The sequence below is a fragment of the Vibrio sp. 10N.247.310.17 genome (genome assembly GCF_041466605.1).
Lineage (GTDB): Bacteria > Pseudomonadota > Gammaproteobacteria > Enterobacterales > Vibrionaceae > Vibrio > Vibrio tasmaniensis_A.
Genome location: NZ_JBFSTC010000071.1, coordinates 1 through 14,023 on the forward strand (window position 1 = coordinate 1; position 14,023 = coordinate 14,023).

13 protein-coding genes are annotated in these 14,023 nt (G+C 44.5%); 8 read left to right on the top strand and 5 right to left on the bottom strand.

Features of this window, described 5'->3' with window-relative positions:
- Positions 1-124: 124 nt before the first annotated feature.
- From AB6D80_RS17615 to AB6D80_RS17625, 3 genes are read right to left on the bottom strand one after another with little or no spacing between them, the layout of a single operon-like run.
- Positions 125-478: a gamma-glutamylcyclotransferase gene (locus AB6D80_RS17615; protein WP_135384611.1), complete on the bottom strand. Its 354-nt coding sequence runs from the start codon at positions 476-478 to the stop codon at positions 125-127.
- A gap of 48 nt (positions 479-526) precedes the next feature.
- Positions 527-4,285, bottom strand: coding sequence for a translocation/assembly module TamB domain-containing protein (locus AB6D80_RS17620; RefSeq protein WP_372189158.1), 3,759 nt, complete (start codon positions 4,283-4,285; stop codon positions 527-529).
- Positions 4,282-5,994, bottom strand: a complete 1,713-nt coding sequence (locus tag AB6D80_RS17625; protein ID WP_372189159.1) for an autotransporter assembly complex family protein — start codon at positions 5,992-5,994, stop codon at positions 4,282-4,284. Before AB6D80_RS17625 ends, AB6D80_RS17620 begins: the two co-directional genes overlap by 4 nt.
- 212 nt (positions 5,995-6,206) lie before the next feature.
- Between AB6D80_RS17625 and msrA the strand changes: the two genes are divergently transcribed.
- On the top strand, positions 6,207-6,836 hold the full coding sequence (gene msrA, locus AB6D80_RS17630) for a peptide-methionine (S)-S-oxide reductase MsrA (protein WP_017083757.1): 630 nt from the start codon (positions 6,207-6,209) through the stop codon (positions 6,834-6,836).
- A gap of 110 nt (positions 6,837-6,946) precedes the next feature.
- Here msrA and AB6D80_RS17635 read toward each other — a convergent pair whose 3' ends face one another.
- Complete coding sequence (locus AB6D80_RS17635; protein WP_004735283.1) at positions 6,947-7,147, bottom strand: DUF1107 family protein; 201 nt, start codon at positions 7,145-7,147, stop codon at positions 6,947-6,949.
- Positions 7,148-7,399: 252 nt separating this feature from the next.
- Between AB6D80_RS17635 and AB6D80_RS17640 the strand changes: the two genes are divergently transcribed.
- The 7 genes from AB6D80_RS17640 to AB6D80_RS17670 all read left to right on the top strand — a co-directional run bounded on the left by AB6D80_RS17640 (position 7,400) and on the right by AB6D80_RS17670 (position 13,219).
- Positions 7,400-7,951: a YtfJ family protein gene (locus AB6D80_RS17640; protein ID WP_054542375.1), complete on the top strand. Its 552-nt coding sequence runs from the start codon at positions 7,400-7,402 to the stop codon at positions 7,949-7,951.
- A 90-nt stretch (positions 7,952-8,041) separates the two neighbouring features.
- Positions 8,042-8,332: a DUF2607 family protein gene (locus AB6D80_RS17645; protein WP_017078801.1), complete on the top strand. Its 291-nt coding sequence runs from the start codon at positions 8,042-8,044 to the stop codon at positions 8,330-8,332.
- A 41-nt stretch (positions 8,333-8,373) separates the two neighbouring features.
- Entirely contained in the window at positions 8,374-9,141 is a 768-nt protein-coding gene (locus tag AB6D80_RS17650; protein ID WP_372189161.1) for a DUF2796 domain-containing protein, read from the top strand.
- Positions 9,142-9,280: 139 nt separating this feature from the next.
- On the top strand, positions 9,281-9,997 hold the full coding sequence (locus AB6D80_RS17655; RefSeq protein WP_372189163.1) for an ABC transporter ATP-binding protein: 717 nt from the start codon (positions 9,281-9,283) through the stop codon (positions 9,995-9,997).
- A complete protein-coding gene (locus AB6D80_RS17660; RefSeq protein WP_372189165.1) occupies positions 9,994-11,253 on the top strand; it encodes an ABC transporter permease in 1,260 nt (419 codons plus the stop codon). Before AB6D80_RS17655 ends, AB6D80_RS17660 begins: the two co-directional genes overlap by 4 nt.
- A 14-nt stretch (positions 11,254-11,267) precedes the next feature.
- A complete protein-coding gene (locus AB6D80_RS17665) occupies positions 11,268-11,783 on the top strand; it encodes a DUF3299 domain-containing protein (RefSeq protein WP_004735277.1) in 516 nt (171 codons plus the stop codon).
- Between the two features lie 527 nt (positions 11,784-12,310).
- On the top strand, positions 12,311-13,219 hold the full coding sequence (locus AB6D80_RS17670) for a TIGR03899 family protein (RefSeq protein ID WP_372189166.1): 909 nt from the start codon (positions 12,311-12,313) through the stop codon (positions 13,217-13,219).
- Positions 13,220-13,384: 165 nt separating this feature from the next.
- Here the strand turns inward: AB6D80_RS17670 and cysC are convergent, their stop codons facing one another.
- Positions 13,385-14,005, bottom strand: a complete 621-nt coding sequence (cysC, locus tag AB6D80_RS17675; RefSeq protein WP_372189167.1) for an adenylyl-sulfate kinase — start codon at positions 14,003-14,005, stop codon at positions 13,385-13,387.
- Positions 14,006-14,023 lie beyond the last annotated feature (18 nt).

Sequence of the window (14,023 nt, forward strand, 5' to 3'; positions counted from 1 at the left end):
TTCTTCTTGAAGATAAAAGCGGCTTTCCCCGGAAAGCCGCGATGAACCTTAAAAAAGCCAGCATTTACATGCTGGCTTTTTGTTCGACAACTCAGAATACATAGATGTTACGGATAGATAACTATTACGGATTGTCTCGCTTACACCAGTCACCCGAAAGTATTTCTTTATTAGCCGTTAGATCAAGCTGATACAAATATACCCATGCTAGTCCAAATATAGTCTCTATTTGTTCGCGACGATACTCAACAGGAACATCTTCTAGCCGATCGAGCGAAGCCAAAACTTCATCGTTAATGATATAGACCTCGCCAACGACATTTTTCTTTCCAGAAATCATCGCCGGATAGGCACCTAAATCAAAAAGAGCATACTCCTCAGGGGTGTCAAACCTTCCTAAGCACTCACACTGCTGCAAATAGTGGTGGTTGGACTGACCTTGCCTCAAGGTTCCATAAACAAAAACAAGTTGCTGCATAACCCCTCCTCAGCATTCGTCATCCGCTAATCAATCACGACTCAAGTGTTACTCGAATTCAAATTGATAGAGAAGATCCACGGCACTGTCTAGCCCCGATACGGCTTCAACATAGAGATCCTGCATCAATCGATAACGAACAGTAAACTCACCTAACGAGTTAAAGATACCTACGCCATACTTCACCTGTAAACCAGGGAGAATGTAGCCACTGACCGTAACCTGGGAATCATCTCCAGAACCTGCAGTATCCAATTGCAAGTCCTGTACGCCAAAAGCTTCACCAATTTCGCCGACAACCTTGCCGCTCTTCGCCAAGCTTAAGCCAATTAAGGTCGTTGTCATTGAACCATTCGACTCACCATCAATATCTTGACCACGCAAAATATAAGACAACGCATTGGCTTGCGGCATCGCAGGATCAGAATAAATTTCGATGGTCGGCTCTGTCGCCGGGCCTGTCACTCGAATACCAGCTGTCACATCATCCTGAGTATTATCAGGGTTACGTATCGCATTGATCGCTACATATGGCTGATCTGGAGGACCATTCATTAGAATCTTACCTTCTTTGATCAAGAGATCTTGTCCAAAGGATTGGTAAGTACCATCGACGATATTTACCTCACCTGTGATAAAAGGACCTTGATCTTTTTGAGCCACGTTAAGCTTGCCGACCAAATCACCTTCAAGACCAAAAGCAGACAGTTTAAAGTCATCGCCAATGGAGATATTAATATTGGTCATCACATTGAATGGAATCGTGTCTTCGCTCTCTGGCTCAAGATCTTTATTCAAGATAACTTGATCAGAAGAGACGCCGATCGCTGACGGTGGTAAGTCTTCGACAACGATACGTCCCCACGGTAATGCGATATCACCAGTGATTTTCGCCAATTCCGGTGTGACATCAATAGTCATATCAGGCACGACCTTCACCTTAACCATAGGCGGGATATCAACCATCAACTCGTCGGCAAACACTCTGACATTAGAGTGCCATGCTTTAAGATCCTGCCAATCCCCCGAGCCTTCGATATCAAGGTGACCATCGGGTGTTTCAACATTGGCATCTAACTTCGCGCTGTAGCCGTCAAAATCGAGGTCAATACGACCATCTTTAATATCGACTGGTGTGACATCGCCTTTGACTTGAATACCATCAACAGAGAATTGACCAAAGACTTGAGGATGCATCAAAGAGCCTTTTACCTGTAGTTCACTCTCAAGAACGGCCTTCAACAGGCTGTATTCGCCGAGGATTGGCTGTAAGAAGTCCAGATGGAAAGTTGTCAGCTTAATTGCCGCATCGACCATTTTGTCTTCTGCGAGAATGTCTGGTAACGACACCGAGCCAGACAGGTCACCATTGTCGGAAACATCCAGCTTAAAATCGGCATCCAATTTGTTATCTTTCAGCTGGGCATTCAATGCAATACTTTCCCAACCCAGTGTAATTGGCTCACCAACTTGTTGAACAACCTGACCTTTCGGCATATCAACGCTTACCGTAACCTCAGGCTCACCTTGTTCAGACCACTTAGCATGAGCGGTCGCATTGACTAAGCCCTGCAATTGCGTCTCTTTAGGCACAAAGGCTTTAATCTGCTCGAAATCGAATTGATTGATGGCCACCTTGGCCTCACCCGATTTACCGACACGAACGTCTTCATCCAAACACACACTCGAACCAGATTGCTTCCAACAGTGCGCTTGAACATCGGCAAACTGTTTATCGACATCCGCCTTTATCGCGACAGGTTGATCTAATACCCAAGGACCTTGCTGAGTGGTTATTTTGACGCGGTCTAACGACCCATCCCAAATAATAGAAGGCTTTTGAATCAACTCTCCAGAGATGGCCAAACTTGTCGACACGATGTCGGATATCACATCAAGTGTCACTGTGTGTTTCTTCTCACCACCACTCACCGTGAGATCAATACTTTCCACGTTTTGATCTTGATAGGTTAAGTTCTTAGCTTTGAGTACAAGATCGGCTTGGGCTTCAGGTAATGGCAGAGGAACCAAAGAGCCATTAAGCGACAAGGATTCTAGTGTTGCTTCGTTATTCCAATCGACCTTATCAACATTTAAAGCAAGATCGACTTCAGGCTCTTTCGTTGGGCCGCTAAGTTGGATGCTACCGATCACTCTACCTTTCAGCTCAGGACTACTTTTTGCAAGCTCAGGGAAGAAGATCTCAACGCCCATGTCCCACTGCTTATCAAGTTGCCCCTGTGCCTTAATCGAGTTAACACCATGAGCCAAACTCAAACCGCTGGTTTTCAGCTTTGGTTCACCGCTCGCGCTGCGATCCGACGCTGACAACTGACCTTCGATATCCAGAGGGTACTCTCGCAAGATCCCTTCAATATCCAGTTTAGGCAATTCAATCGCCCAACCGCCCGCTTCCGTCAACTCACCCGAGGTGACGATGCTTCCGCTAATGTTGCCCTCGGCTTCAGGCCACTGCAGACCCGGTTGAATATCTTTGAGTGTCACATCAGCTTGCCAATTAACGAGACTCTTCCAGTTCGCTTTAACGACACCGTTAAGCTCACCGCCTAGCGTGTTGAGCTTTAGACGCTCGAGCTCAATCTGTTCCGTTGTGCCTTTGCCCTGTAGATCGATGACTAACTCAGGGATTTCCTTACCATCGGCTTCACCTTTAAGTAGAACATTAAAACCATCTAGTGAGCCATCAGCTTTGAATTGTTCAATTGTCGCTTGGTAATCGCTTTTTCCTGTAAGGGGCCACTGCGCTTGCCCGCCCTCTAAAAGAAGGTCAAATGGTAGAGTTGGCTCTAAGGGTTGAATATCCCCAGACAGCTTTGCCTCAATCAATTCAGAAAACTCGGAATCTAGGTTTAGTTTAGCTACGCTACCTTGCGCTTTCAGGGATAGCTTCTGCCCAGCAAGGTCGGTTTCTTTCACTAACGCATCCAAAGACAGCTCTAACGGGTAATCACCTTTAAGCTCAACCTTCGTCGTTAGATTTGCGCTTACTTGTGGCATATCGAGTTCGAGAGTTGAAACATCAACCGTGTGTTTACCCGCGCGTGCCTCTAGTCCAAGGTGATTAACAACGATTGGTGTTTCTTGTTCTAAGGTGAAACGGTTAAGATCAAAACGCTCAAGTACAACCTGCAAAGGAATTAAGACTTCAGGTAACTCGATAGCCGTTTTGGTGGAAGCCTCTGGTTCTACCGTTTCGGTTTGCGGTTCTTCTGTCGATTCAGCAAGCTTAATTTTTAGGTCATTGAACAAGGTTGGCGATACCGTCAGCGTTTCTCCCTGCATGCTCAGAGCCGTTGAGAACAGACCCCATTCGATTCCATGACCCAAGATATTCAGTTTGATATCAGATAAAGCGATGCGATTGATCACTATTGGTAATGGTGTTTTCACTGATGTTAGGGGCGGAGTCGGTTCTACTTCTTCTGTAGAGGGGGGAGGCAGTTCAGTAAATGCGAAGTCCAACCCTTGAATCGCTAAACGATCAACACACAGCTTAGGATCAAGCAAACAACGAGGGTTAATAGCCAAGTTCAGCTTTTGAACCTTGGTGTCGATATGCAGGCTGTCATCTTTAAACTGAACATTATTAAGCGTAAAGCTTGGGAACAGGGCTCCTTTAGTACTTTCCACTTTAAGTTGTGGTAATGCTTTTTCAGCGCCCCACAACACGGTGTTCAACCCTGGATTGGTGAACAAAACAAAACCGAGCAGGGCTATCAACAATAGCAAAATAGACGTCAATGAGATCGACGTCCATTTCAGGCACTTGCCCATCACTTTGATCATAATTCAGGTCCTAAACTAAAGTGCAGTTGGAACTCATCGCCTTTCTTCGCATTTAGGCCCCAAGCAAAATCTAGACTCACTGGACCAACGGGGGACGCCCAACGCACCCCAACACCGGTGCCGTGCTTCCACTCTGGCTTGTCATTAAATGCATCACCAATATCGTAGAATGCAGCGCCCCACCAGTTTCCAACCAAGCGGTATTGGTATTCAAACGAACTGGTTGCGATAAATTTTGCACCCGTTAGAGCGCCACTTTCATCGCGCGGAGAGATCGACTCATAGCCATAACCACGAATACTGTTATCACCACCGGCAAAGAATCTTAGGGAAGGAGATAGCTTCTCAAACTCGTCGGCAAAGTTACCGCCAAATTGAAGCCGAGTTAGGCCTCGGTGGTTATCGCCAATGCTTCGAATCCAAGCGGTTTGGCCTTGAAAACGAACAACCTTAGTTTCGGATAACAAGGTATCATCGGCCGCTTCAAACATAATGGTTTGTTTATCGCCCCACATCGGCATCGAACCACCTCGCGTTCGAGTTCGTGAGAAAGAGAAACCCGGCAAAACAAACTGTGCCAAGTCATCTTGTAAACCTTGTTCATAGTTTTCGACCAAGTATCGAATGAACACCGTGCGTTGCCAGCCATTGTCCAGACGCCAATATCTTTCTAAGGCAAGGTTTGATTCCAAACTCTTGGTATCACGATTATCCAAATTTTTCATACCGTACTTAACTTGGTAGTAGTCATTAAGTACGTCATCCAATGGGATTTTATAAGCTGCCGTGATCGTCTGCTCAGGCTTGGAGATCGACAAGCTACTATTGAAGCTATGGCCTCTGTCATTAACCCAAGGTTTTTTCCATTTAAGAGTGCCTTTCACACCAAGGTCTGTTGAGACACCGATACCCGTTTCAATTTGGTTACGAGCTTGCGGAGCAAGGCTAACCTTCATCGGGATTTCTCGGCCTTCGCCTAACTGGCTTAAATCTGGCTCAACAAATACCGAGGAGAACCAATCTGTATTCGACAAGTTTTGGTTGTACTCGCCGACTTTGGTAATTGAGTAAGGTTCGCCATCTTCAAACGGCTTGAGAGATTGAACTTTGTCATCTTCAATTTGACTGCCCGTCACTGTAGTTGTGCCAAAGTGGTAGCGTATACCACTGTTATAATGAAGGCGGACATAAGCACGGTTTAATTCAGGGGCGACTTCTAGCTTGCTAAGATCATACGACCCATCGAAGTAGCCTTTCGCTAATCCAAGGTTGCGGATCGATGATTTCAAAGAGTCATAATTGCCATGATTCAGAATCGAACCTTTAGACAACTTACTCTTAGCTATTAAAGCCAAAAAATCAGGATCATCTTTGGCTTCACCAGTCAGAACGATATCTGAAGTATAAATAACAACAGGCTCTCCCGGCTCAACCGTAACGGTCATTTCGGTATCATCTTCGGGGTGAGAAAATGTGATATTAGGGTGGTAGTAACCTAACGCATTCAGGGCTTCTTTTATCATAGACTCCAAGCGAGATTGGAACCTTAATGAAACCGAGTACTCTTCTTCAGGAATCGCACTCAGATAAGCATCAACATTATCCTCAAGCGCTCCATTAAGCCCTTTAATTTCAAGGGAAACATCAGCGAAAGCGAGCGTCGATGACAATAGAGTGCCAATCAGAACTGGTAAAGTTTTTCTTATCATGCTTAATTGGTGAAGAAGTTATCAATACGTTAATAAATGAAAAGAAATAATACCGCTAAAAAGACATTGAGTCTGTAATAAATCTTGGAATAACACGGTCTAATTTAAAGACTTAATCAATATGAACCAGCCGTTAATATGAACCTACAGTTAATATAAACCTGGATCTAATGTTAACTTACGCGGTAAACGTATGCGAAAAGGAATATAACATGCTAAACAAACAACAACTGGTTTCCGCAGCAACCGCATTACCGGGAAATTCAGACCCAATCCGAATCACTGAGCGCCATTTTGTCAATCAAACTGACTTGCTCGATGCTCCTATGGGTTCCCAACAAGAAGTCCTACTTGGTATGGGATGCTTTTGGGGAGCTGAGCGTTTGTTTTGGCAACTTGATGGGGTTATTTCCACATCCGTTGGCTACGCTGGTGGATACACAGTCAATCCCACTTATGAGCAGGTATGCAGCGGACAAACCGGTCATACCGAAGTCGTTCGTGTCATTTTTGATAGCGAACAAACATCTTTAGCTCGAATACTTGAGACCTTTTGGGAGCGCCATAACCCAACCCAAGGTATGCGCCAAGGCAACGACTTAGGGACTCAGTACCGTTCCGCGATATACACATTCAGCGAACAGCAACAAGCCGTCGCCGAGCACTCTAAACGTGAATATCAACGAGCAATGACTGAATCATTAGGCAACGAGATCACGACGGAAGTTCTGCCTGCTGGAAAATATTTTTTCGCAGAAACCTACCACCAACAATACCTAGCCAAAAATCCTAACGGTTACTGTGGGTTGGGCGGTACGGGTGTCTGCTTCCCTCCGCAATAATATGTGTTAGGCATACAAACTAGAACAACACCCATTAAAAAAGGGCTTCCGCTAGGAAGCCCTTTTTCATTGGAAATCTATTTGACGCAATGCAAATCTATAACAGTCAGTTACACCGGCAGCGCAGCAATGGTGCCGTTAACTTCTTTAAAAATAGTGAGCTTTTGTTTGTCTGAAACTTCAGGAAGAAGCACTTTGCCTTGGTCGAAGCGAAACTCTCCGATACCCTCAATAGCAAACTGGCCTTTGAATAGGACTTTAACGAAACGTGCCACCTGATGTGGACGATAAGTAGAAAATTTTCTTAACATAATACAACCTCAATTCCATTTGAGTACTACAGTCACGTACCTGAACACCAACGTATTCAAAGCACATTCAATCGCTAATTCCTTTAGCAAACAGCAAGATAATCTATTGTTCATCTCGATATTGATGCATTATACCTTTTGGTAACAAGCCTGCAACTTATTTCTACGTCGTACGATAAAAAAGTTAAAGAGGCATTTTTCAAATTTCATATTATACTTCCAGAGCAAACCAATAAGCGGAACAAAAATATAATGAAAAACAAAACTCTACTGGCTTTTTTAGCCGCAGCCTCTCCACTCTTCGCCAATGCTCACAACTTATCTGTAGGTGAAACTCTGCCTGCTGTCGATGTTAGCAACTATGGTGAAATCGTACTAAACGACGGAAATACTGGATATCAAGCTTGGGCAACCAACGCTCTTCTAGGTAAAGTTCGCGTCGTTCAAGCAATCGCTGGCCGCAGCAGCTCTAAAGAGCTCAACGCACCACTGATGGCAGCCATCACAGCATCGAAATTCGCAGAAGACAGCTACCAAACCACTACCATCATCAACCAAGATGATGCGATTTGGGGTACTGGGTCTTTTGTTAAATCGTCAGCAGAAAGTAGCAAAGAAGAATTTCCATGGTCTTCTATGGTGCTAGATGAAGACGGCACGGTAGCGTCATCATGGGCTTTAAAAGAAGAAAGCTCTGCGATTATCGTTCAAGACAAGCAAGGTAAAATCTTGTTTGTTAAAGAAGGGGCATTAAACGAATCAGAAGTCACTCAAGTCATCGAGTTGATTAAAGCGAGCCTTTAATAAGATATTCGCGTCTTTTTCGAGACCTGACCAAAGGATATTGTTATATTATAACAGTATCCTTTTTTAATTCTGTGGTTAAACATACTCATGTGGCAAAACACACCTAACAATGTGAAACGCAAAACAGGCTTCTTGCTTGGGCTGATGCTCATGTTAAGCGTGTTAGCGGCAACACATATGGTGGATATTGACCCCGATCACCACACTTCGCATCACTGTGAGCTGTTTTCGATAAATCAGTTCATTACTGCGCACTCACTGCCACAAGTTCCAGAGTTCCATTCAGAATTTACAGCCACTATTACAGAGTCAGTAATTTCGTTACAGCGCCTGTATTTCGCTTATTTAGCACGTTCACCTCCTGTAAATATCGCTTAATTACCACTACTTTTTAATTAACCTTTATTCAGGAAAAAAACATGAAACCTACTATTTTAGCCGTTGTTATCGGCATGACTGTCTCAACGAATGTTCTAGCTAACGAAGAATTCCGCTCTCACGAAGCACACGTGCACGGTAAAGTTGAAGTGAACATCGCTCAAGATGGGCAAGAGCTGCTTGTTGAAGTAACAGCTCCCGGCGCTGATGTGGTTGGCTTTGAACATGCTCCAGAAACTGCCGAGCAAAAGAAAGTGTTTGAACAAGCGATTGCGCAACTGAACAAGCCAGAAGAACTATTTGGTTTCAACAATGCAAGCTGTACTTTGAAGTTCAAGTCAGTGACGAACACCCTAGAAGACGATCATGATGACCATGCAGGCCATGACCACGCTGAAGGCGAACATGACGACCACGAAGGTCATGACCACGCTGAGCACGATCATGACGACCACAAAGACCATGACCACGCGGAACACGATCATGACGACCACAAAGGCCATGATCACGCAGAACACGATCATGACGACCACAAAGGCCATGACCATGCTGAACACGACCATGATGACCATGAAGGCCATGACCATGCTGAACACGACCATGAAGGCCATGATCACTCAGAAGGTGGGCACGGTGAGTTCACTGTCGAGTACCATTACCAATGTTCAAACATTGAGAAGCTGGATACCGTTAACACCCAATGGTTCTCTAAATTCGGCAACACCAAGTCTATGACTGTGAACCTGTTAACTGACAGCGCGCAAATTCAAGAAATACTTAATGCCGAGCGTATTAGTTTTCAATTCTAATCACGATTAGATTGAATTAAACGCAGATAAACAGCCAAGTAACGACCTGCTTACTTGGCTGTGCAAATCGGTGTGTTCTGGGAATTTATTTTTCTAATAGCTGTCCAGTAAATACACCGCTTTAATCATTGGAGCTAATATGTCTTTTGACAGTTCATCACTTGTGGTCAAACTCGAAAATATCAGCTTTCGTTGGAAGCCTGAATTATCCCCAACGCTAGAGATCCCCTCACTGCATATCCAAGCCCAAGAGCACCTTTTCATCAAAGGGCCTAGTGGTTGTGGGAAGTCAACATTATTAGGGTTATTGACCGGAATTAACCAAGCAGAGCAAGGTGAAGTTTCTATCCTTGGCCAAGATCTCACACAGCTAACGCCTCGTCAGAGAGACAAGTTCAGAGCCGATCATATTGGCTATATATTCCAACAATTTAATCTGCTTCCTTACTTATCAGTGATCGACAATGTGACGCTTCCTTGCCAGTTTTCAAAGATTCGTAAACAGCAAGTCACTGAAAGTCAGAACAGCCTGCAAGCCACCGCTCAAGAACTATTGCTCAGATTAAAGCTACCGCAAGCCTTAATGAACAAACCTGTTACTGAGCTGAGTATTGGTCAACAGCAACGTGTCGCTGCAGCTCGCGCTTTAATCGGCCAACCAAAGATCATCATTGCCGACGAACCAACATCGGCTTTGGATCATGACAACCGAGAAGCCTTCATCGAATTGTTACTCGAGCAAGCAAATCAAGCCGGGTCTACTCTGATATTTGTCAGTCACGATCCAACATTGGGAAAGCTGTTCACTCGAACCATAGATTTAAAAACCGTTAACCAAGCTAAGGTTGTCGTATGAAAGTAATTACTCACTTAGCCCTAAAAAGCGTACTCAACCGTAAAGCCACCGCTATTCTGACGATTCTCACCGTGGCAGTGTCAGTGATTCTATTACTCGGTGTTGAACGTGTAAGAACCGAAGCAAAGAGCAGTTTTGCTAATACGATTTCAGGTACTGACCTTATTGTTGGTGGCCGCTCTGGTCAGGTAAACCTACTGCTTTATTCGGTATTTAGAATCGGTAATGCGACCAACAACATCGACTGGAAAAGCTATGAAGAATTTAGCCAGCATAATGCCGTAAAGTGGGCGATACCCATCTCATTGGGAGATTCGCACAAAGGCTTCCGTGTTATGGGTACAAACCATAGCTACTTCGAAAACTATCGCTATGGAAGTAAGCAACCACTTACTTTTCAGCAGGGTAAGGAATTTAAACAGCTATTTGATGTTGTGATTGGTGCTGATGTCGCGAAGAAGTTAGATTACAAGATTGGTGATCACATCATTCTGGCGCACGGTATCAGTGATGTCGCCTTCAGTCGCCACGACAACCTGCCCTTCACCATTGTCGGAATACTCGCGCCAACCGGCACACCAGTAGATAAAACGGTGCATGTTTCGTTAGAGGCCATTGAAGCGATTCACGTTGGTTGGGAATCGGGGGCTAACCTCGGGCACACACCGAATGCTGAAGCGCTAAAGCAACGTGACTTCCAACCGAAGCAGATTACCGCGATGATGGTTGGCCTTAAATCGAAGATCCAAACCTTTGCACTGCAACGAGAAATCAATAACTACCGCCAAGAACCTTTGAGCGCCATTATGCCAGGCATTGCGCTTCACGAATTATGGGGAATGATGGCAGTAGCAGAACAAGCACTACTGATTGTTTCAGGGTTTGTTGTAATCGCGGGACTGTTAGGGATGCTGAGTAGTCTACTCACTAGCTTGCAAGAAAGACGTCGAGAGATGGCCATTCTGCGCGCGATGGGAGCAAGGCCTCGTCATGTGTTTGGTTTACTGATCAGTGAAGCAAGTGCCCTAACCTTCCTCGGTATCACATTGGGTGTTGCCGTGTTGTTTGCCCTGATCGCAGTAGTTGCTCCTATTGTGCAACAAAGTTATGGTATCAACATATCGATATCCGCAATCACACCTCATGAGTGGAAACTGCTTATGCTGGTGCAAGTTGCTGGAATCATTATCGGCTTTATTCCCGCTTTCAGGGCTTACCGTCAGTCATTGTCTGATGGCATGACTATTCGAATCTAAAATAGGAACCTACGATGCAACGCAAATTCCTACTGATACTTGGGTTACTTATGTTCCCATTTATCAGCACAGCTCACGCTGAAACCACTCAGACTGACGAATCGGTATTAACACTCGATTGGATTGACTTGATTCCAGAATCAGAGCGAGCACAACTCGACTCATTTGGCATGCCGATGGTTAACCACGACAGCATGGACAAACCTCAACAATCGACACTTGGCGCTGTTCGCCCAGAGCTGAATGGCAGCACAGTCAAAATTCCTGGCTTTGTGATTCCATTGGAAGGCGATGAGAACATGATCACTGAGTTTCTGCTGGTACCGTACTTTGGCGCATGTATCCACGTGCCACCGCCACCACCAAACCAAATCATCTACGTGAAGTTCCCTAAAGGTGCACCAATCCAGCAGTTATGGGATGTGATCTATTTAGTGGGTACGCTGAAAACTGAGTCAATAAGCCATGACTTGGCGCAAACCGGTTATCTTATTGAAGGTACTGCGATTGAAGAATATGACGACATGTAGTCATTAGAAGGGTGGCTCAAGGATGAGCTGCCGTCACTGAACGAGTGAGATCATTCAATAACAGTTTAATAACGATTATTTTATTCTAAATTACGCGATGTAATTAGATAAGTACGCTAGAACAGCGACATAAGTAGCGAGTAATAACCCTATACTAAGCTGTTTCTTCAGCTTGTTATCATTGACTTGATTCATAACTCCTCCTTGAGAATTACAACAAATTTAACATTTTATTATCATTAGCAAAAGTAAAATTTTGTTGAAACCTTCAACTCTGCACGCAAAATCTAGCCACCAATAAGATAAAGAGTTACATTTTAGACAGTTATACCAATCACAATAAGTAAGTGTTCAGAAATAGCGTAGGAAAAAGGCTTGAGAACAAGGAAGCTCTTTTCAATAAATAGTTTTGATAAGTAGTTATTCTACAATCAAAAATTCTAAAGCTGTTATCGAGCGTTTTAACAAGCTAGGGCGAGCAATTAATTACTGCGATTGGTGTTGGGTCGTCTCCTTACGGTACTCTTATGTCAGAAACTAAACAGCCAGTGATCATTGAGCATGCTAGCGATACACAGCAAAAGCATGAGAAAAAGCCTCATATTGCCGACAGTGCAAGCAGAATGCTGCACATCGCACAAAGCTTCGGCCTCGACTCTTTAATTAGTCATAGTACAAAGCCAAACGATAAAGCTGAGAGTACGCTTATCGAACGGGCACTATTACGAGAGAAAAAACGTAGAGAGCTTCGCCAAAAGAACCTAGAACAGATTCTAAAGTTGGCACACTCTTCATGTAAGGATGAAGCGGCTGGAGACCCTGATCAGGACTGGCTATACCGTTTCTTCGATATGGCACAAGAGATCCACAATACATCGATGCAGAGGCTATGGGCTCAAGTACTGAAACGAGAAGTAACCAACCCAGGCTCGACGTCGATGAAGGCGCTTCAGATCTTAAAAGACATGACACCAAAAGAAGCGCTCACCCTGCAAAGAGCCGCGTCACTGGGTTGTAGCTTTGGTAGTGATAACAGCAGAAAACTATTACTCGGCTTTAAATCCCATGCTGGAATCTTCAGCTTTGGCAAAAGGGACACCACCAACACCATCAACCTTGGTGGACACAACCTGCCCTACTCTAGTTTGCTCCACTTGATTGAACTCGGGATTATTTTAGGAACAGAATTAGAATCTGGAGAGATTGATTTCGACCCAGCCCTACACCTGACTTATCAAGGTAAGAGCATGTCACTGGCGCCTATTTCAAAAGGGGTTAAACTGGTTTACTACCGATTCAGTCCAACAGGTAATGAGCTGTGCACCTTACTTGGCAACAAACCCAACATGCAGTATTACGATCAACTGATTGCACTATTAAGCCAGAAATTCACGGTTCAGACAGAAGTGAAAAGCAGTGTGAGTTACACCGTCTAGGCACTCGACGGTGCAAAAAATAGACGGTGTAAAAAGTGAGAGTATCGAGAAGAATAAAGAGAATCTAGAGGATAGGTTTCTTGTCTCGGTAAACCAAGGCTGCACTATTTATCGGTCGTGAATAAACAGATAAACAGCTGAGTAGCCTTAGTCATACCAACGATCTCAGTTGGCTAAAATATTACGCTTCTCTAAAGCATCAATACACAATTCCACCAGTTCATCGAGTGTCTTCTCACCCGCAGGTAGATCTATCTCAGGGCTCTGAGGCGCTTCGTAAGCTGAACTGATACCAGTGAAGTTCGGGATCTCTCCCGCTCGTGCTTTCTTATACAGGCCTTTCGGGTCACGCTGCTCACACACCTCAAGTGGTGTGTTCACAAACACCTCAAGAAACTCCCCTTCCGGTAATAAATCACGTACCAACTGTCTCTCCGCTTGATGTGGAGAGATAAACGCTGACAACACGATCAAACCCGCATCCGCCATCAATTTAGCGAGCTCACCAATACGACGAATATTCTCTCGACGGTCTTGCTCTGAGAAGCCAAGGTCGCTACATAACCCATGACGGACATTGTCGCCATCCAATAAGTAAGTATGGTAACCAAGTTGGGCTAAGCGGTTTTCTAATGATCCAGCAACTGTTGATTTCCCAGAACCAGATAATCCAGTGAACCAGAGCACAGCTGGTTTCTGTGATTTCAGATCCGCACGAAATGTTTTATCAATCGAATGTTGATGCCACACAACATTCTCATCTTTTGGTTTGAGTACTGCGGTCATAATTAGTCCTTTAAATAA